The organism is Streptomyces sp. NPDC026062 (genome assembly GCF_055568375.1).
Window position 1 is genome coordinate 151,583 of sequence record NZ_JBVHOQ010000004.1, and the last position, 17,999, is coordinate 169,581.

The following is a 17,999-nucleotide window of genomic DNA, read 5'->3' on the forward strand; positions in this document are numbered from 1 at the left end:
CGCCATTCGGACGACGGCGCCCGGCGTCGCGGCCCGCGTGGTGCGGCCCGGTCTTCGCGCTGGCGGTCAGGCGAGTGCTCCCGTCCGCCGCGTCCGTACGGTCCGGGCCGCCGGGGGTACGGGTTCGGGGGCGGCGGCCAGCAGGGCGCGGGTGTACGGGTCGCGGGGGTGCTCGCAGACCTCGTCGGCGCTGCCGGTCTCCACGATCCGGCCCTGGTGCATGACCGCGATGCGGTGACTGACCTGCCGGACGACCGCGAGGTCGTGGGCGATGAAGACCAGGGCGAGGCCGAGGTCACGCTGGAGGTCGGTGAGCAGGCCGACGATCTGCGCCTGTACGGACACGTCGAGGGCGGAGACGGGTTCGTCACAGATGAGGACGGAGGGTTCGGGGGCGAGGGCCCGCGCGATGCCGATGCGCTGGCGCTGGCCGCCGGAGAAGGAGCGCGGGTGCCGGTCGGCGACATCCGGGTCCAGGCCGGTCCTGCTCAGCAGTCGCGCCACTCGCTCCTGCCGTTCGTTCCGGTCGCCGAGGCCGAAGGCGATCAGGGGCTCGGCGATGATCTCGCCGACCGTCATCCGGGGGTTGAGCGAGGCGTACGGGTCCTGGAACACCATCTGGACCTGGCGGCGCACGGCGTGCAGGGCGCGCTTGGAGGGCCGGGTGACGTCCTCGCCGCGCAGCCGGATGCTGCCCCCGTCAGAGGCGTGGGCGTGCGCCAGTACCCGGGCCAGGGTGGACTTCCCGGAGCCGGACTCACCGACAATGCCGAGGGTCTCCCCCGCCGCCAGCGTCAGCGACACGCCGTCGAGCGCGGGAACTGCGTGCCGCCTGGGCCCGCGCCCCTTGTAGGTCTTGCGCAGCGCCTCGGCCTCCAGGACGACGGCACCGGGGGCGGGCCGGTCGACGCGGACGGGCGGGGCGGGTGCGGGCAGCGGCTCGGTGCGTCCGGCGGCGGGCAGGCAGGCCACACGCACGCCGTCCGACGACCGGGCCAGCCGGGGCGCGGCCGTCCGGCACCGGTCCTCGACGAGCGTGCATCGGTCGGCGAAGGCGCAGCCGTCACCGAGCAGGGTGAGGTCGGGCGGGCTGCCGGGGATTCCGGTGAGCCGGGTGCCGGACGGGGCGGAGAGGCGGGGCACGGCGGCGAGGAGCCCTGCGGTGTACGGGTGGCGGGGGCGGGTGAGGACCTCGGCGGTGGGCCCGTCCTCGACGACCGTGCCGCCGTACATGACCAGGACGCGTTCGCAGGCGCGGGCGACGACGCCCATGTTGTGCGTGATCAGGACCAGAGCGGTGCCGGTCTCCCGGTTGAGGTCGGCGAGCAGGGTGAGGATCCGGTCCTGGACCGTGGCGTCCAGCGCCGTCGTCGGTTCGTCGGCCAGCAGGATGTCGGGTTCTCCGGCCAGGGCCATGGCGATGAGGATCCGCTGGCGCTGGCCTCCGGAGAACTGGTGCGGATGGTCGCCGGCCCGCCGGTGCGGCTCGGGGATGCCGACGCGGTCCAGGAGCTCGACGGCCCGGGCCCTGCGGGCGGCCCTGTCGCGGTTGCCGTGCGCGCGCAGGACCTCTTCGATGTGACGGCCGGCCGTCAGGACGGGGTTGAGGGCCGTCATCGGGTCCTGGAAGATCATGCCGATGCGGGCTCCGCGCACCGCGCGCAGCTCCTGCTCGGTGGCGGCGGCCAGGTCCCGGCCGTCGAGGCGGACCGTCCCGGTGGTGATGCGGCCGGTGCCCGGCAGCATCCGGGTCAGGGCGAGTGCGGTAGTGGACTTGCCTGAGCCGGACTCGCCGACGACGGCCAGCCGCTCGCCCCGGTTCAGGCTGAACGAGACGCCCCGGACGGCGCGCAGCGCCGAGCCGTCGGGGGCGGTGAACTCGACACCGAGGTCGCGGACCTGCAGCAGTTCCTGGGCGGTCATCGGCGTATCTCCCGGTTGAGCGCCTCGGCGATCAGCGAGAGGCCGAGGACGAGCGCGGTCACGGTGATCAGGGGGCCCGCGGCGAAGTTCGGGGCCTGGGCGAGATAGGGCATGGACTGGCTGAGTACGGCTCCGAGGGTGGGTTCCGGCGGTCGTACACCGACTCCGAGGAAGCTCATGGCGCCTTCGATGAACACGGCGACGGTCAGCGAGACGGCGATCTGGACGATGAGCGGGTCGGCCGCGTTGGGCAGGATGTGCCGGACCAGCACCCGGCGGCCGGAGCTGCCGCCGACCCGGGCGGCGGTGACGTACTCCCGCTCGCGCTGGACGAGGATCCCGCCGCGCAGCAGACGTCCGAACGCCGGGATCTCGGCAAGTGCGATGACGAGGACGACGGGGATGCGGCCCGGTCCCAGGATCGCGGTGACGGCGAGCGCCAGGATCAGGCCCGGGAAGGCGAGAAGGAGGTCGAAGACGCGCTGGACGACGGTGTCGGCCACCGGGTGCGCGGCGGCGGCGAGGGCGAACAGGCAGCCCAGTACGGCACCGAGGGGTACGGCGAGCGCGATGATGCCGAGGTCGGCCCGGATGCCGTAGAGCACGCGGCTGAGCAGGTCACGGCCGAGGTCGTCGGTGCCCAGCGGATGCCCGGGGGTGCCGAGGGCGGCCAGGCTCTGGCCGCTCTGTTCGGTGGGGCCGTGTCCGGCCAGCAGCGGCGCGAGCAGTCCGGCGAGCATCACCGCACCGACGAGGACGAGCCCCGTACGGCCGCGGGCGGTGGACAGCGCCCCGCGGTAGGGGTGGCGGTTGGGGGTCCGGTCGCGCGCCTCGGGGGCGGGGGGCGGGCCGGCGGTGAGGTCGGTCGTCGAGGTCATGGGTGTCACTCCCACCTGATCCGGGGGTCGAGCCAGGCGTACACGAGGTCGGTGAGCAGCTGGACGAGGACGAAGACGGCGACCAGGAGCAGCAGGAGGTCCTGGACGACGGGGTAGTCCCGGCGCTGGAGGCCCTGCTCGGCGAGCCGGCCGAGACCCGGCCAGGCGAAGATCGCCTCGACGAGTACGGCTCCGCCGAGGAGGTGTCCCACCTGCATGCCGAGCAGGGTGACGACGGGCGGGAGGGCGTTCGGCAGGGCGTGGCGCCACAGCAGCCGGCGCGGAGCGATGCCGGCGGCGGTCGCGGTGCGGATGCAGTCCTCGGCGAGCGCTCGTTCGATGCCGTCCTTGAGGTAGCGGCCGAGTACGGCGGCGCTGGGCAGGGCCAGGCAGAGCGCGGGCAGCAGCAGGTACTGCGCGGCGAGATCGGGTGCGGTCAGGAAGGCAATCCGGCCGCCCGGCGGCAGTACGCCGAGGATCACGGCGAACAGCAGCACGAGCAGCACCCCGCTGACGAAGGGCGGCACGGCCAGGGCGGCGGTCGTGGTCACTCGGACCGCGGCACGGATCCAGCGGCTGCGGGCGGTGGCGCCGAGCACGCCGAAGGCCGTACCGAGGACGGTCACGAACAGGAGTGCGGCCAGGGTGAGTTCGGTGGTTGCGCCGAGCCCGTCCCGGATCAGGTCGGCGGTCCGGCCGCCGATCGCGTACGAGGGGCCGAGGTCTCCCGTCAGCAGCGAGCCGATCCAGTGGGCGTACTGGGAGAGCAGGGGCGCGTCGAGGCCGAGCCGGTCCCGGATCGCGGCGACGGTCGCCGCGTCCGCGTCGGGGCCCGCGAGGGTGGTGGCCGGGTCACCGGGGACGAGCCGCAGGATGGTGAAGATCAGGAACGAGGCGGCGATCAGGACGAGGAGGGCCGACGGCAGCCGCCGGATCAGATAGCCGCGCATGTCACACCAGGTAGGCGTTGTCGAGGTTGAGATAGGCGAACTTGTTCAGGGTGACGCCGTGCAGCCGGCCGGCGGCGACCTGGACCTGTCCTCGGACGACGAGGTCGATGAGGAAGGCCTCGTCGAGCAGGATGGAGGAGATCTTCTCGTGCTGGGCGTTGGCCTCGGCCGTGCTCGGCTCGGGCTTGGTCCAGGCCTCCTGCACCACCTCGGTGTACTCGGCCGACCGGTACTCGGAGGTGTTCTTCGCCTCGTTGAACGGATAGGCGCTGACCGCCAGGGTCGAGGGCTGGACCTGGGCGAAGCCGTGTCCCATGGTCCACAGGGCCGGCATGCCCTGGGAGATCAGCTTCTTCTGTCCGGTGGCCGGGTCGGTGGGCTGGAGGGTGACGCGGACGCCCACCTGTCCGAGGTCGTACTGGAGGGATTCGGCGATCGCGGTCTCGCCGGGCAGTGCGAGGTGCAGCAGCGGCAGCTCCAGCTCGGTGTGCCCGGCGGACTTCAGCAGTTCTCTGGCCTTGGCGGGGTTGTGGGAGTAGTGGGTGCGGTGCGCCTCGGTGAAGGCGGGAGACGATCTGGGCCAGGGGGAGGCCGAGGCGAGGCCGTAGCCGCCGAGGGTCTGCGCGAGCAGCCGGTCGCGGTCGACGGCCCAGGCGAGGGCCTGGCGCACGGTCCGGTTGTCCAGCGGGGCGATGGTGGTGTTCACCCCGAGGTAGACGGCGCCGCCGCCCGTGTCGTAGTCGCTGATGGTGAGGTGCGGATCGCTCTTGAGGACGCCGAGGCTCTTGCCCGGCACGTTGAAGGAGAGCTGGGACTGGCCGGAGCGCAGGGACGAGATCAGGGCGTCGGCCTGGGGAATGACGCGCAGTTCGACACCGTCGAGATAGGGCCGGCCCGGTTGCCAGTACGCGGTGTTCCTGGTCAGGCTCAGGCCGGAGCCGGGGCTCCACTTCTTCAGCTCGAACGGGCCGGTGCCGATGAGCTTCTTTCCGGTGACGGCGTCCTCGACCGTCTCCGAGTCAGCGATGATCATGAACTCGAACAGGTCGAAGAGGTTGTTCACCGGATGGGCCAGCTTGAGCACCAGTTCATGGTCGCCGCGCTTCTCGAAGCCGGTGACCGCAGCGGCTGTGGCGCGCAACTGTGCTGCCCTTACCGGGTTCTGAAGGTTCTTCACCGCGAAGATCACATCGTCCGCGGTGAATTCGCGGCCGCTGTGGAACGTCACGTCGTCGCGCAGCCGGAGCGTGATGCTGCGTCCGTCCCTGGCGTACGTCCATGAGCGGGCGAGCTCCGGCTTCGGGCTGAGCCGGTCGTCGTACCGGGTCAGGGTGTTGTAGATCAGCCGGTGCTGGAGCGACTGGCTGCTCTGGGAGAACAACAGGGCGGGAGTGAAGTCGCTGTTGACGGCGACGTCGAGGACGCCGCCGCGCCGGGGCGCGGCGCTCGCGCCCTGTGGTTCGGACGCGGCCTGCGACACAGCCGAGCGGCAGCCCGCCAGGCCCAGTCCGAGAAGCAGGGTGCCGCCCCCGGCGGCGCGCAGAGCGGAGCGCCGGGAGGGGCCGGGAGGCGTGAAGGGGTACAGCTCGGTCATCGAAGCCTGCCTGTGACGGTGAGAGACGGGGAGGGAGAGGCTGCGGCGGGGCGCACCGATGCGGCGCGGCGCGCTCATGCGTTCGTTCCGCTGCGGGAGGAATTGAGGCCGAGGTGGTACGACCTGAAGGAGACACGGTTCGGGCGCACAGGGAGCCTGTGCGGGATCAGCGCCGACGGCCCACCAGGGTGCCGGCCGGAGCGGAGGGAGGTGTGGTGCCGCGTATCCCGCCGTGACGGCGTGCGGGACCGCGGGGAATCAGCACCGGCCGGGGTTCCCTTTCCGCCGACGCGGTGTCAGCGAGTCGTCGCACGCACCGGGAGGGGACCTGGGAAGAGACGGGCCGGGTCAGCCGCGGACGGCACAGACCGCGCTGGCCTGCCGACAGAGGTCGACATGCCTGCGGGAGACGAGGCGCTTGTCCGGGTTCACGGGAGCAATATGGCAGTGGCTTCGCCGGACGGTCAACCCGCTCTGTCCGGATCCTGATACGAGGTCCCTCTCGTGCCCCTCACCGTCCCCTACCGGACCGGTCCCGTCAGCGGGCTCCTGAACAGCGGGTTCAGCAGGACCGTGCCGGCCGCGACAGGGATGACGGCGGTACCGGCATGCGGACTGACGATCCGTTCGGGATCCCGGCAGACATGGGAATGGTCCACCGCCGCTCCCCGGATCTCCTCCAGGTATTCCGGATTGACCAGGCTGGAATGTTCGGTGACCACGACCAGATCGGGGTTGAGGACGTCCAGGAGCAGGGCCGTCGCCCGGCCGACCGCACGGGCCCGTTCGCGCAGCAGCCGGTCCGCGCGCCGGTCGCCGGCCGCCGCGGCGTCCACCACCAGGAACGTGTCCGGCTCGGGCACGATCCCTCGGCGCACGGCGGTCCGGGCGACGGCGGTGTTGGAGGCGGTCGCCTCCAGGCAGCCGGACCGCCCGCAGGGGCAGACGGCCGTGGAGTCGGGCACGGGCAGATGCGCCACATCACCGGCTCCGGAGCCCGGCCCCTGGTGAACCACTCCGGCGATACCGAGCGCGGCGTCGACCACGTTGCCGATGAAGAGGTGGACCAGGCTGCGGCGCGCCGCGGGCCGCCCGAAGAGGATCTCCGACTGCGCGACGGCGCGGGCGTGGTTGTCGATCCGCACCTCGATACCGCCCAGTCCGCGGGCGAGTTCGGCGGCCAGCGGCCGCTGGTGCCAGCCGAGCGCGTCATGCCTCACGGCGGTGCCCGTGACCGGATCCACCCAGCCTCCGAGTGCCGCGCCCACACCCAGCAGACGCCGTCCGCGCCCCACGTCACCGAGAAACGCGCGCAGCCCCTGGGCGATCCGGAGCGGCAGCTCGTCCGGCGCGACGGCGTCGTGCGGGAGGGCGCGGCGGGCCAGCAGCCGTCCGCGCAGGTCCAGCAGGCCGAAAGTCGAAACGGGTACGCCGATGTGGACTCCGGCCGTGACCGGCCCCCCGCTCTCCCCGGTGTGGAGATCGACGGGGATCTGAGGCCTGCCGACTCCGCCGCTCGCCACCAGTTCGGGCAACTCCCGCACCAGACCGAGCCCTACGAGGTCGGTGCACTGGCGGGACACGGCGGCCGGGCTGAGCCCCGACAGACCGGCGATCGTCCGGCGCGCGACCGGCCCGTGGTCGAGCACGGTGCGCAGCACCGTGGCGGCGTTGGCCTCGCGCCGGCCGTCACCGGTCGCCCGGAAGACATGCGGGGCAGTCGCCGTGGGGCCTTGCTCTGGTGTCATGGAGGTCTTCCTCGGGTCCTGCGACACGGGAGCGGTCGCAACGTTACGGCGGCGTGAATTCGTCTCCGGGCGGGCGCCCGGCACCGGACCGGGGCTCGCACCCCCTCCCGACCGGCAAGGAAAATCGCAGTTCAGAGGCGGTTCAACGGTGCTTGTCCGGAGGGGGCGCGAGCCCCGTGCAGGCGCCGATTGAACCACTGCCCGACGCCCTGCGGGGCACCTGGTCGCGCTTGACGTACGCCGCGGGGCGCTGCGAGTCTCCAGAACATGTTCGCGACGGCCGTTACCGATGCGCGGCCCGCCCGCGCCGGCCGCACCGCAATGCCGCCCGTGTGTCCGGGCCGCTGTACCGCCGCCTGACCAGGCTGCTTCGCACCGTACGCCGGACGGCTCTCCGTCCCGCCTCCGCTGCCGGACGGCACCAACCATCCGCCTGCGGGCGCCACACGCCCCCATTAATTCCTCTCCCGAATTAATCAATGTGCCGTTGTCCGAGCCTCACGATCGGCCGGCGGCACGAGCTCGTCCTCGAAAGGAATCTGCCATGACCTCCACAACCACCGCCCCCGCACCCGCCCTTACTGTCCAGAAGCTCGGCGGCCGCATCGGCGCCGTCATCTCCGGGGTCCGCCTCGGCGGAGATCTCGCGCCCGAGACCGTGGCGGCCGTCCGGTCCGCGCTGCTGGCCAACAAGGTCGTCTTCTTCCGCGGTCAGGACCATCTGGACGAGGACAGCCACGAGGCGTTCGGGCGGCTGCTCGGCACCCCGGTCGCCCACCCGACGGTTCCGTCCGCCGACGGCCGCTACTCGCTGGGCATCGACTCCGACCACGGCGGCCGGGCCAACCAGTGGCACACCGATGTCACGTTCGTCCCCGCCTACCCGGCCTTCTCCATCCTGCGCGCCGTCGTCATCCCGCCGTACGGCGGCAACACCCTGTGGTCCAACACCGCCGCCGCCTACGCCGAACTGCCGGAACAGCTGCGCACCCTGGCCGACGGCCTGCGGGCCGTCCACTCCAACGACTACGACTATGTGGCGCTGCGGCCGACCGCCCCGCCGGAGGCGCTCGCCAAGTACCGGGAGGTGTTCACCTCGACGAAGTTCCTCACCGAGCACCCGGTGGTCCGCGTCCACCCCGAGACCGGTGAACGCGTCCTGCTTCTCGGTAACTTCGTCCAGCGGATCAGCGGGCTGACGGGGAGCGACTCCCGGGCACTCGTCAATCTGTTCCAGTCCCACATCGAGCGCCCGGAGAACACGGTGCGCTGGGACTGGCAGGTGGGCGACGTCGCCATCTGGGACAACCGCGCCACCCAGCACTACGGCGTGGACGACTCCGACACCCACGAGCGCAAGCTGCGGCGCGTGACCATCGACGGTGACGTCCCCGTCGGCACCGACGGCCGCTCCTCCACGCTCATCAGCCCCGAGGCGGTGCCCGACCCGTCCTTCGGTATCGCTTCCGGCGCCTCGACGGCCTCGGTCGCCCAGGGGGCCGTGTGAGCGGGTCCACCCCGCGCGGTGCGGCACCGGTCCCGGTGGCCGGCGCTGCGGCGTCGCCCACCGGGGCGTTCCCGGTGGCCGGGTACAACGGCACATGGCATCCGGCGGGCGAGGGCCACCCGGACGGCCCGTGGAAGCGGGCGGCCGGGGCGGCTACGCGCACTGGATCGCCTCGGACGCCCAGGAGGGGGCCCGGCGTGTGTGCGACGGTGAGTACCGGACCGGTCCTGGTGGTGGGGCGAGGCCGGCACATGGGCCCCACGCGAGTGGGCCGTTTCGGCCGGACGGTAGGCACGTCCGCTCAGAGGATCCTGGGTGGACGCATCTGAGGTCGTGAGCGGAGGGAGCGCCCGTTGAGGCTGCCGGGTGGCCGCGCCTACGGCAGGGGCAGGCCCGCGTAGTTCTGTGCGAGTTCGGCGGCGGCGTGCGGGGAGGCGGCGATCCGGTCCAGCTGCGAGACCTGCAACCGGGTGTCGAATCCGCTCTGCTCCGGGTCGGTGTGGAGCGTGGTGGTCATGAAGTACGAGAAGTGCTCGGCCCGCCACACCCGGCTCAGGCAGGTGTCGGAGTACGCGTCCAGCAGGTCGGAGGAGCCGGTCGTCTGCCGGCGCACCAGGGCACGGGCCAGCACGACGACGTCGGCCGCCGCCAGGTTGAGCCCCTTCGCCCCGGTGGGCGGCACGATGTGGGCGGCGTCCCCGGCGAGCAGGACGCGGCCGTACCGCATGGGTTCGGTGACGGAACTGCGCATCGGCAGCACGGACTTCGAGGTGATCGGGCCGCGCCGCAGTGTCCAGTCCCCGTCGACGGCGAAGCGGGCTTCGAGTTCGTCCCAGATCCGTGAATCGGACCAGTCGGCGGGGTCGGTGCCGTTGGGCACCTGGAGGTAGAGCCGGCTGACCTCGGGCGACCGCATGCTGTGCAGGGCGAAGCCGCGCGGCGAGTGCGCGTAGATCAGTTCGTCGCAGGACGGCGGTACGTCGGCCAGGATCCCCAGCCAGGAGTACGGGTACACCCGGTCGTACGTACGCTGCGCCCCGGCAGGGATCGCGGCCCGTGCGACCCCGTGGAATCCGTCGCAGCCCACCACGTAGTCGCAGGTGAGCACCGTGTCGCGGCCCTCGCGCGTGTAGTGGATGGCCGGCCGGCCGGTGTCGGCCCCCTCCACCGAGGTGACCTCGGCACCGAAGAGCAGCGGTGCGCCGTCCGCCAGTTGCAGGGCTATGAGGTCCTTGACGACTTCGGTCTGGGCATAGACCCACACCCGGCGGCCGCCGGTGAGCGAGGGGAAGTCGACGCGGTGGGCACGGCCCTCCCAGCGTAGCTCGATACCGTCGTGCACCAGGCCCTCGGCATCGAGGCGCTCGGCGGCGCCGGCCTCGCGGAGCGCGTCGACGGTGGACTGTTCGAGAATGCCGGCGCGCTGACGCTGTTCGACGTACGCGCGGTCGCGGCTCTCCAGGACCACGCACTCGACACCCGCGCGGTGCAGCAGGCGGGCAAGGAGGAGTCCCGCCGGTCCGCCGCCGATGATGCCTACGGTCGTGTGCATGGGCTACTTCTCCTTGGCTGCGTGAGTGATGTCGGTGAGGATCCGGTCCGCGGCGGCGAACGCGGCGTTGGCTGCCGGGACTCCGCAGTAGACGGCTGCCTGGAGCAGGACCTCCTGGACGTCCTCGGGGGTGAGGTCGCCGCTGCTGAGCGCGGCCCGCAGGTGCATGGCCAGTTCCTCGTGGTGGCCGAGTGCCACCAGGGCGGTGAGGGTGAGGCAGCGCCGGGTCCGCTGGTCGAGACCGGGCCTGGTCCACACCTCGCCCCACGCGTAGCGGGTGATGAAGTCCTGGAACACGGCGGTGAAGGGCGTGGCCCTGGCGACGGCCCGGTCGACATGCGCGTCGCCGAGGACGGCGCGGCGCACGGCGAGCCCGGCGGTGTGGCGGGACGCGTCGTCGGTGGCGGCCTCGGTCCCGGCCGCGAGGTGGTTCAGCAGCGCTGCCCGTACGGGGGCGGGCCGTTCGACGTTGGCCAGGTGGGAGGCGTGCGGGAGTTCGACCAGCGTCGAGCCGGGGATCGTGTCGGCCAGTTCGCGGGCGTGGGCGACGGGGGTCGCGGGATCGTCGCGGCCCGCGACGACGAGCGTGGGGGCGGTGATGCCCGCCAGCTCACCGCGCAGGTCGTACGCGGCGAGGGCGTCGCACAGCGAGGCGTACGCGTGAGGGTCGACGTCGCGCAGGTCTGCCAGTACCGCACGGGCCGCCGGGCTGTCGGCGAAGTCCGCGGTGAACCAGCGGCCCGCAGCGGTGCCGGCCACCGGGCCGATGCCTTCGGCCCGTACCAGGGCGGCGCGTTCCTGCCAGGCTCTCGGATCACCGAAGCGCGCCGAGGAGCACACGAGCGCGAGCGAGCTGATCCGGTCGGGGTGGTGGACGGCCAGCCAGGCCCCGACCGCTCCGCCGAGGGATATGCCGGCGTACGCGAACCGGTCGATGCCGAGGGCGTCGGCGAGGCGGAGCACTTGCCGGCCCAGTTCGGCGACGCCGCTGCCTTCGGGGAGCAGTGCGGCGGGGGTCGAGCCGTGTCCGGGCAGGTCCCAGCGGACCACCCGGTGATCGCGGGCCAGTGCGGCGGTCTGTGCGTCCCACACGGAGAGTGCGGTGCCGAGGGAAGGTCCGAGGATGAGCGGCAGGCCGGAGAGGGGGCCGTCCACCCGGTGGTGGAGAAGCCGCGCGGTGGGGGCGTCGGGTGTGTGCGAGGTGGTCATGGTGCTCCTGGACCGGCCGTGGACGGTGGTGAGGGGTGCCCGGCTGCCGCCGTACGTGCACGGTGCGGGTGCGGTGCCGCAGGGCGGCCGATGCGTACCGGGTTCGTTGTGTGCGGTCTGCGCGTCATTCCGCGGCGGTCCCCTCGCCGCGGCGGCGCAGCGCGCGGTCGACGAGGAGCCCGGCTGCCCCGGTGTAGCCGGACGGGTCGGTGAGGGTCCTCAGTTCGTCCGGCGTCACCACGCCCGCCAGGGCGGGGTCATGAGCCAGGGCCTCGTGGAGCCGGATGCCCTCACGGGCCGCGCGGGCGGCGCCGTCGGTCACCGCCGTGCGGGCGGCGGACCGTCCGACCCTGGCCGAGAGGACCGCGCCGAGCCGTTCGCTGACGATCAGCCCGCCGGTCGCGTCGAGGTTCTCACGCATGCGCCTGGGGTGGACACGCAGCCCTTCGGCCAGGGTGGCCGCTTCGTCGGCGGCTCCCCCAACGGCTCGCAGCGCCTCGCGCAGGGGCTGCCACTCGGCGTGCCACGCGCCGGGCGGGCGTTCGTCCTCGGCGGCGAGCGCACCGTAGAGGATCCCCGCAAGGGCGGGTACCTGGCGGGCGGCGGCTGCGATGAGGACGGCGCGGACCGGATTGGCCTTGTGCGGCATCGCGGACGACGGGCCGCCGGTGCCCTCGGAGACCTCGCCGATCTCGGTCCGGGAGAGGACGAGGACATCCGCGGCGAATTTACCGAGTGCCCCGGCGGTGAAGGCCAGCGCTCCGCCGAGGTCGGCGACCGGGGTGCGCAAGGTGTGCCAGGGCAGCGTGGGGGCGGCGAGTCCGGTAGCGGTGGCGTACGCCTCGACGAGACGCGCACCGGCATCCTGCGCGTCGCCCCCGGCGTGTCCCTCCCCGTCGCCGGCTCCGTCCGCGGCATGGCACGGAGCGCCGGGCTCAGCGAAGGCCGCGAACGCCGCCAACGTGCCCGCCGCACCTCCCAGTTGGACCGGGAGAGCCTGCCGGACCGTGGCGAGCCGGTCGCGGGCGTCGAGGACGAGGGCGCGCCAGCCCGCCACCTTGAGACCGAAGGTGGTCGGCACGGCGTGCTGGGTGAGGGTGCGGCCCGCCATCGGTGTGTCACGGTGTTCGGCGGCGGTGCGCGCCAGGGCGGTGGCGGCTCGGTCCAGGTCGGCGAGGGTCAGGCGCAGGGCCTCGGACGCCACCAGCATGGCGGCGGTGTCGAGGATGTCCTGACTCGTCGCGCCCCGGTGGACGTGAGCGGCGGCCTCCGGGGACTGTTCGGCGACGACGGCCGTCAGGTCGGCGACCAGCGGGATGACCGGGTTGCCGCCCGACCGGGCGCGCAGCGCCAGGCCGCGCGCGTCGAACCTGGCGGTGTCGGCCGCTGCCGACTCGACGGCCTCCGCCGCGCCGGCCGGAGCGTGGCCGAGCGATTCCTGGACCCGGACGAGCGCCGTCTCGGCGGCGAGCAGCGCACGTACGTATGCCGCGTCACCCGTCACGTTCTCGACCCCGGTTCCGGCGCGGACCGGTGCCAGCAGGCCGACGTCCGCCGCCGGGCAGGCGGAAGCCGCCGCGCGGCCCGAGTGGGCGGCCACGTCGGCCGAAGTGACCGCGTCAGCCGAAGTCAAGGAAGACCGTCTCCTCATGTACGCCGTCGTACTGCAGACGGATGTCGAATCGGTGGACGCCGGTGTGCTCCGGCGTGGTGAGGAGTGTGGCCCTCCGCTCCTCGGGAAGCCCGGCGAGCAGCCGGTCCCCGGCGAGACCTGCGGCGTCGTGCAGATAGGCGCGGGTGTGCAGGTGGTGGGTCAGCCCCCGGGCGAAGACGATGAGCGCGAGGTACGGGGCTCCGCCTGGTGGCAGCGTCGTGACGGTGTAATGACCGTCGGCGTCCGTCGCCACCCGGCCGAAACCGGTGAAGCCGACTCCGTGGCGGCCGATGACCGTACCGGTGACGGGGTCACGGCGCAGGGAACCGGGGGCCCCGTGCCGGGAGCCGTCGGGTGCGGGCTGCCACACCTCGATGAGGGCGTCGGGCACCGGTTCACCGGCTCCGTCGAAAACGTAGCCGTGCAGGACGACGGTGCCGGGGCGGCCGGCGGGTGCGATGTCGCCGCCGCCGGCGAAGGGCAGCGCGTAGCCGTAGAAGGGTCCGACGGTCTGGGACGGGGTGGGCAGCAGCCCCCCGGCCGCGGAGGCGGCGCCCGGAACGGGAGCGGGGTCGGCTGCCGAAGCGGGTCCGGTGGCGTGCGTGGCGGCGGACATCAGCGGCCCTCCTCGATCCAGGTGGCGGACGGTCCGTCCAGGACGATGTCCCAGCGGTAGCCGAGTGACCATTCGGGGGTGGACAGGTCGTGGTCGTACGCCGCGACGAGCCGGCCCCGCGCGCTGTCGTCGGTGACGGACTGGAGGATCGGGTCGTAGGCGAAGAGCGGGTCGCCCGGGAAGTACATCTGGGTGATCAGACGCTGGGTGAACGCGTCCCCGAACAACGAGAAGTGGATGTGTGCGGGACGCCAGGCGTTGGTGTGATTGCGCCAGGGGTAGGCGCCCGGCCTGACGGTGGTGAAGGAGTACCCGCCCTGATCGTCGGTCAGGCAGCGGCCGACGCCGGTGAAGTTCGGGTCGATGGGCGCGGGGTGCTGGTCGCGCAGGTGGGCGTAACGGCCCGACGCGTTGGCCTGCCAGATCTCGACGAGCTGGCCGCGCACGGGACGGCCCGACCGGTCGAGGACCCGGCCGGTGACCGTGATCCGCTCGCCCAGGGGTTCGCCGTGGTGCTGCCGGGTGAGGTCGTGGTCGAGTTCGGTGATGTCGGTGACGCCGAAGACGGGGCCCGACAGCTCGACGGCCTCCGGGTCGCCGCCCACCGGTATCAACGGCTGCTTGGGGTGCCGCAGGACGCTGCTGCGGTAGGGGGCGTAGTCCCGGGCGGGGTGCGGGCGCACGGGTGCACCACCGGCGAGTGACGTGGCGTAGTCCTCGCGCGCCGCGGTGATCTCGGCGCTGATGTCGGCCTGGCCGAGTGCGCGGGGGGCGGCCGGGGCGGGTGGAGTGGTCATGGTGTCGGTCCTTCCTGTGCGGTACGGGGGCGGCTGCTGCCGGCCGGACGCCGGTGCACGGTGCGGCCGTGCGCGGGACCTCTCACGGCGTGGTCCCGGCGGCGGGTCGTCTCACCGCACGGCTGCGGGCGCGGGGCGACCGGGGCTCACGGCCTGTGCGGCGCGCCGACGCGAACGGGGGCGGCGGTACGGGCGAGTACCTCGGCGGCGTCGACGCCCGGTGCGGTCTCCGCCAGGACGAGTCCGTCGGGCGTCACATCGAGCACGGCCAGATCGGTGATGATCCGGTGGACGCAGCCCCGGCCGGTGAGCGGCAGGGTGCACTCCTCGACGATCTTCGGGCTGCCGTCCTTGGCGGTATGGGTCATAGTCACGATGACCCGGCGGGCACCGTGCACGAGATCCATGGCGCCCCCGATCCCGGTCACGAGCTTGCCGGGGACGGCCCAGTTGGCGAGGTCGCCCCGGGCGGACACCTGCATGGCGCCGAGCACGGCCGTGTCGATGTGTCCGCCGCGGATCATGCCGAAGGAGAGCGCCGAGTCGAAGAACGAGGCCCCCGGCAGGACGGTGACCGTCTCCTTGCCCGCGTTGATCAGGTCGGGGTCGACGTCCTCGTCGTAGGGGAACGGGCCGGTGCCCAGGATGCCGTTCTCGGATTCGAGCACGACGTGCACGCCCTCGGGCAGGTGGTTGGGGATGAGCGTCGGCAGGCCGATGCCCAGGTTGACGTACTCGCCGTCGCGCAGCTCGGCGGCCGCGCGGGCCGCCATCTCCTGGCGGTTCCAGCTCATCGGTGACCGTCCTCGTCCGGGGTGATCCGTGGTGTCACGGTGCGCTGCTCGATCCTCTTGTCGGCGGCCTGCTCCGGGGTCAGCGCGACCACGCGCCGGACGAAGATGCCGGGCAGGTGGACGTGGTCGGGGTCGATCTCGCCGGGCTCGACCAGTTCCTCGACCTCGGCGATCGTGATGCGGCCGGCCATGGCGGCGAGCGGGTTGAAGTTGCGGGACGCCTTGTTGAAGACGAGGTTTCCGTGCCGGTCTCCCCGGGCCGCCCTGACGAGGGCGAAGTCCGTGCGGATGCCGTGCTCCAGGACGTGGGGGGTGCCGTCGAAGTCGCGTACCTCCTTGGCCGGGGAGCTGACGGCGACGCCACCGTTCCCGTCGTAGCGCCAGGGCATCCCGCCGTCGGCGACCAGGGTGCCGACCCCGGCGGGGGTGTAGAACGCGGGGATGCCCGAGCCGCCGGCGCGCAGGCGCTCGGCGAGGGTGCCCTGCGGGATGAGTTCGAGCTCCAGCTCGCCTGCCAGGTACTGGCGGCCGAACTCCTTGTTGCCGCCGATGTACGAGCCGGTGACCCGGCTGATCCGGCCCGCGGCCAACAGGACCGCGAGCCCGGAGTCCTGCGCGCCGCAGTTGTTGGAGACGACGCGCAGGCCGCCGGTCCCCCGTTCGTGGAGGGCGGCGATCAGCGCGTCGGGGACACCGCTGAGTCCGAATCCGCCCACCGCGACCGAGGCGCCGTCCGGCACGTCGGCCACCGCTTGCGCGGCGGAGGCGACCACCTTGTCCATGGGAACGTCCCTCTTTTGTTCGCAGAGTGAAGTTTCGTTCACTATTCTTGCCACGGAGTCTGCCGCCCGCCCGGATACCTGTCAACGGTCGGCGGCCGGCCTCTGCCGGTCGGACCGCCCCTCACCTGCCGCTATTCATTACTGTGTCCCCACGACGCACGACGGAGAGCCCATGCCACCGACCCACACGCTCCAGCAGACCGCGACGCCGGCGCCGGCCGAAGCCGTCGCCCCGCTCATGCGCGGCATCGCGGTCCTGCGCCGGCTCACCGACGAGGGCGGGACGATGAGCTTGAGCGCCATCGAGCGCGCCACCGGCCTGGCCCGGTCCACTGTCGACCGGATCACCGCGACCCTGGCCCGCATGGAGTACGTACGCGTGGACGGCCGTGATGTCATCCTCGCCCCCCGCCTGATGGAGCTGGGCAACGCCTGTCTCTCCGCGATCCGGCTCCCTTCGCTGCTCGGCGGGCGCGCCGACGCGCTGGCCGACGAGCTCGACGAGTCGGTGTCCCTCGCGGTCGGCGACGGAGACGGCATCCGCTTCATCCATCAGGCCACCCGTCGCCGCGCGATGTCGCTGAGTTTCCGGATCGGTGACCTGCTGCCCGCCGAACGCACGGCTCCCGGACCGCTGTTGGCCGCCGGCTGGGACGAGCGGGAATGGCAGCGCTGGCGTGAACACCGGGCCGCGGACCCGGAGGGCCTGGCCTTCCCCGCCGTTCCCCCGCGCTCGCCCTCGGACGAGGCGGAGTTCGCCGTACGTGCGCAGCGGGCGCACCACGACGGCTGGGCCCTGGACGACCAGTTGATCGAGCCGGGTCTCGTCGCCCTGGCCGTGCCGGTCCGCGCGCCCGGAGGTGAAGTGGCGTGCCTCGTCAGCGTCGTGAGCCACACCAGCCGGCACACCGCGGCCTCTCTGCGCGACACTCTGCTGCCCAGGGTGCTGACGGCCGCCGAGGCCATGGAGCGGGACCTCCGGCAGGCACCGCCCGCCGTCACCCCTGACTCCCCCATCGCGCTGGCCTCCTGGACCGGGGCGTCGAAACAGGAGCTGGGACGCGAGTTCATCGAGTCGCTGGCCCGGGGCCTGACGGTGCTCGCCGCCTTCGGCGCGGGCCAGGACGCACTGACACTGGCCGATGTCGCCCGCGCCACCGGGCTCGCCAGGGCCACGGCCCGGCGGGCCCTGATCACTCTGGAGTACCTCGGTTACATCACGGCACAGGGCCGGGCTCACCACATCACACCGCGCGTACTGGCCCTCGGCTACCCGCCGTTGTCCCTCACGACGCTGCCGCAGATCGCCCGGCCCCATCTTGCCGCGCTGACCGGGCAGGTCCGGGACTCGTCCTCGCTCGCCGTCCTCACCGGCGACGACATCCAGTACACGGGGCGCGTGGCGACCCGGCGCATCATGAACGTCAACATCACCGTCGGAACGCGGTTTCCCGCGCACGCGACCTCGATGGGCCGCGTCCTGCTGGCCGCACTGGCGCCGGCGGAGCGCGAAGACCGCCTCGCCCGGACGGAAGCGCACGCCCTGACCCCGTACACCGTCATCCGCCGGGACGAGCTCCGCGCCACTCTGGACCGCGTGCGGGCGGACGGCTACGCACTGGTCGACGAGGAACTGGAGGTCGGCCTGCGTTCGGTCGCCGTCCCCGTCCACGACCGTCGCGGCACGGTCGTGGCGGCGGTCAACGTGGCCATGCACAGCAGCAGCCGCACCCTGGCGGAGTGCGTCACGGACGTGCTGCCCCAGCTGCGCGCGGCTGCCGGCCGCATCGAGGCCGACCTGCACATCACCGAACGGTACGTACGGGTCCCGGCGATGTGACACGGCCGGGCGGAGGTCAGCAGCGCGCCGGCGGAGCGGAGGGTGAGTCCCGTACCTCCGCTGCCCGATCCCGCCCGCACAGAGGCGGACCCTCACGTTTGCTAAGATCGACAGGCCGATCAGTGTGTAACGAGGAGACCAGACATGGCAGGCGA

At 72.8% G+C, this 17,999-nt stretch carries 15 protein-coding genes; 2 read left to right on the forward strand and 13 right to left on the reverse strand.

Features of this window, described 5'->3' with window-relative positions:
• Positions 1–66: 66 nt before the first annotated feature.
• The 6 genes from ACZ4LX_RS05330 to ACZ4LX_RS05355 form a co-directional block, all read right to left on the reverse strand.
• Positions 67–1,923, reverse strand: coding sequence for a dipeptide ABC transporter ATP-binding protein (locus ACZ4LX_RS05330; protein WP_467639539.1), 1,857 nt, complete (start codon positions 1,921–1,923; stop codon positions 67–69).
• Positions 1,920–2,801: an ABC transporter permease gene (locus ACZ4LX_RS05335; RefSeq protein ID WP_467639536.1), complete on the reverse strand. Its 882-nt coding sequence runs from the start codon at positions 2,799–2,801 to the stop codon at positions 1,920–1,922. The genes ACZ4LX_RS05330 and ACZ4LX_RS05335 overlap by 4 nt, the downstream gene beginning before the upstream one ends.
• A gap of 5 nt (positions 2,802–2,806) precedes the next feature.
• Entirely contained in the window at positions 2,807–3,751 is a 945-nt protein-coding gene (locus ACZ4LX_RS05340; RefSeq protein ID WP_467639533.1) for an ABC transporter permease, read from the reverse strand.
• A gap of 1 nt (position 3,752) precedes the next feature.
• Complete coding sequence (locus tag ACZ4LX_RS05345; protein ID WP_467639530.1) at positions 3,753–5,345, reverse strand: ABC transporter substrate-binding protein; 1,593 nt, start codon at positions 5,343–5,345, stop codon at positions 3,753–3,755.
• A gap of 348 nt (positions 5,346–5,693) precedes the next feature.
• The gene (locus ACZ4LX_RS05350) at positions 5,694–5,777 is read right to left on the reverse strand and encodes a putative leader peptide (RefSeq protein ID WP_467639910.1); all 84 of its coding nucleotides are present in this window, start codon (positions 5,775–5,777) and stop codon (positions 5,694–5,696) included.
• Between the two features lie 89 nt (positions 5,778–5,866).
• On the reverse strand, positions 5,867–7,093 hold the full coding sequence (locus ACZ4LX_RS05355; protein ID WP_467639527.1) for an ROK family protein: 1,227 nt from the start codon (positions 7,091–7,093) through the stop codon (positions 5,867–5,869).
• Positions 7,094–7,637: 544 nt separating this feature from the next.
• Between ACZ4LX_RS05355 and ACZ4LX_RS05360 the strand changes: the two genes are divergently transcribed.
• Positions 7,638–8,600 (forward strand): TauD/TfdA dioxygenase family protein, encoded by a 963-nt coding sequence (locus ACZ4LX_RS05360; RefSeq protein WP_467639524.1) that lies wholly within the window; start codon positions 7,638–7,640, stop codon positions 8,598–8,600.
• A 376-nt stretch (positions 8,601–8,976) separates the two neighbouring features.
• On the opposite strand, the gene ACZ4LX_RS05365 is transcribed toward ACZ4LX_RS05360, so the two are convergent.
• The 7 genes from ACZ4LX_RS05365 to ACZ4LX_RS05395 form a co-directional block, all read right to left on the reverse strand.
• On the reverse strand, positions 8,977–10,152 hold the full coding sequence (locus ACZ4LX_RS05365; protein WP_467639521.1) for a 4-hydroxybenzoate 3-monooxygenase: 1,176 nt from the start codon (positions 10,150–10,152) through the stop codon (positions 8,977–8,979).
• Between the two features lie 3 nt (positions 10,153–10,155).
• The gene (gene pcaDC / locus ACZ4LX_RS05370) at positions 10,156–11,361 is read right to left on the reverse strand and encodes a bifunctional 3-oxoadipate enol-lactonase/4-carboxymuconolactone decarboxylase PcaDC (protein WP_467639517.1); all 1,206 of its coding nucleotides are present in this window, start codon (positions 11,359–11,361) and stop codon (positions 10,156–10,158) included.
• A gap of 124 nt (positions 11,362–11,485) precedes the next feature.
• Positions 11,486–12,961 (reverse strand): 3-carboxy-cis,cis-muconate cycloisomerase, encoded by a 1,476-nt coding sequence (gene pcaB, locus ACZ4LX_RS05375; protein ID WP_467639907.1) that lies wholly within the window; start codon positions 12,959–12,961, stop codon positions 11,486–11,488.
• A 19-nt stretch (positions 12,962–12,980) separates the two neighbouring features.
• Positions 12,981–13,631: a protocatechuate 3,4-dioxygenase subunit alpha gene (gene pcaG, locus ACZ4LX_RS05380; RefSeq protein ID WP_467639514.1), complete on the reverse strand. Its 651-nt coding sequence runs from the start codon at positions 13,629–13,631 to the stop codon at positions 12,981–12,983.
• The gene (gene pcaH / locus ACZ4LX_RS05385) at positions 13,631–14,428 is read right to left on the reverse strand and encodes a protocatechuate 3,4-dioxygenase subunit beta (RefSeq protein WP_467639510.1); all 798 of its coding nucleotides are present in this window, start codon (positions 14,426–14,428) and stop codon (positions 13,631–13,633) included. Before pcaH ends, pcaG begins: the two co-directional genes overlap by 1 nt.
• A 146-nt stretch (positions 14,429–14,574) precedes the next feature.
• On the reverse strand, positions 14,575–15,222 hold the full coding sequence (locus tag ACZ4LX_RS05390) for a CoA transferase subunit B (protein WP_467639506.1): 648 nt from the start codon (positions 15,220–15,222) through the stop codon (positions 14,575–14,577).
• Entirely contained in the window at positions 15,219–16,004 is a 786-nt protein-coding gene (locus ACZ4LX_RS05395; protein ID WP_467639503.1) for a CoA transferase subunit A, read from the reverse strand. Before ACZ4LX_RS05395 ends, ACZ4LX_RS05390 begins: the two co-directional genes overlap by 4 nt.
• Positions 16,005–16,176: 172 nt before the next feature.
• Here ACZ4LX_RS05395 and ACZ4LX_RS05400 point away from each other — a divergent pair, with 172 nt between their 5' ends.
• Positions 16,177–17,844, forward strand: a complete 1,668-nt coding sequence (locus ACZ4LX_RS05400; protein WP_467639500.1) for an IclR family transcriptional regulator domain-containing protein — start codon at positions 16,177–16,179, stop codon at positions 17,842–17,844.
• The last annotated feature ends 155 nt before the right edge of the window (positions 17,845–17,999 follow it).

Excerpts from the sequence above, each read along its gene's own strand:
- ACZ4LX_RS05330 (WP_467639539.1), bottom strand. The coding sequence starts at position 1,923 with ATGACCGCCCAGGAACTGCTGCAGGTCCGCGACCTCGGTGTCGAGTTC.
- ACZ4LX_RS05335 (WP_467639536.1), bottom strand. The coding sequence starts at position 2,801 with ATGACCTCGACGACCGACCTCACCGCCGGCCCGCCCCCCGCCCCCGAG.
- ACZ4LX_RS05340 (WP_467639533.1), bottom strand. The coding sequence starts at position 3,751 with ATGCGCGGCTATCTGATCCGGCGGCTGCCGTCGGCCCTCCTCGTCCTG.
- ACZ4LX_RS05345 (WP_467639530.1), bottom strand. The coding sequence starts at position 5,345 with ATGACCGAGCTGTACCCCTTCACGCCTCCCGGCCCCTCCCGGCGCTCC.
- ACZ4LX_RS05355 (WP_467639527.1), bottom strand. The coding sequence starts at position 7,093 with ATGACACCAGAGCAAGGCCCCACGGCGACTGCCCCGCATGTCTTCCGG.
- ACZ4LX_RS05360 (WP_467639524.1), top strand. The coding sequence starts at position 7,638 with ATGACCTCCACAACCACCGCCCCCGCACCCGCCCTTACTGTCCAGAAG.
- ACZ4LX_RS05365 (WP_467639521.1), bottom strand. The coding sequence starts at position 10,152 with ATGCACACGACCGTAGGCATCATCGGCGGCGGACCGGCGGGACTCCTC.
- pcaDC (WP_467639517.1), bottom strand. The coding sequence starts at position 11,361 with ATGACCACCTCGCACACACCCGACGCCCCCACCGCGCGGCTTCTCCAC.
- pcaG (WP_467639514.1), bottom strand. The coding sequence starts at position 13,631 with ATGTCCGCCGCCACGCACGCCACCGGACCCGCTTCGGCAGCCGACCCC.
- pcaH (WP_467639510.1), bottom strand. The coding sequence starts at position 14,428 with ATGACCACTCCACCCGCCCCGGCCGCCCCCCGCGCACTCGGCCAGGCC.
- ACZ4LX_RS05390 (WP_467639506.1), bottom strand. The coding sequence starts at position 15,222 with ATGAGCTGGAACCGCCAGGAGATGGCGGCCCGCGCGGCCGCCGAGCTG.
- ACZ4LX_RS05395 (WP_467639503.1), bottom strand. The coding sequence starts at position 16,004 with ATGGACAAGGTGGTCGCCTCCGCCGCGCAAGCGGTGGCCGACGTGCCG.
- ACZ4LX_RS05400 (WP_467639500.1), top strand. The coding sequence starts at position 16,177 with ATGCCACCGACCCACACGCTCCAGCAGACCGCGACGCCGGCGCCGGCC.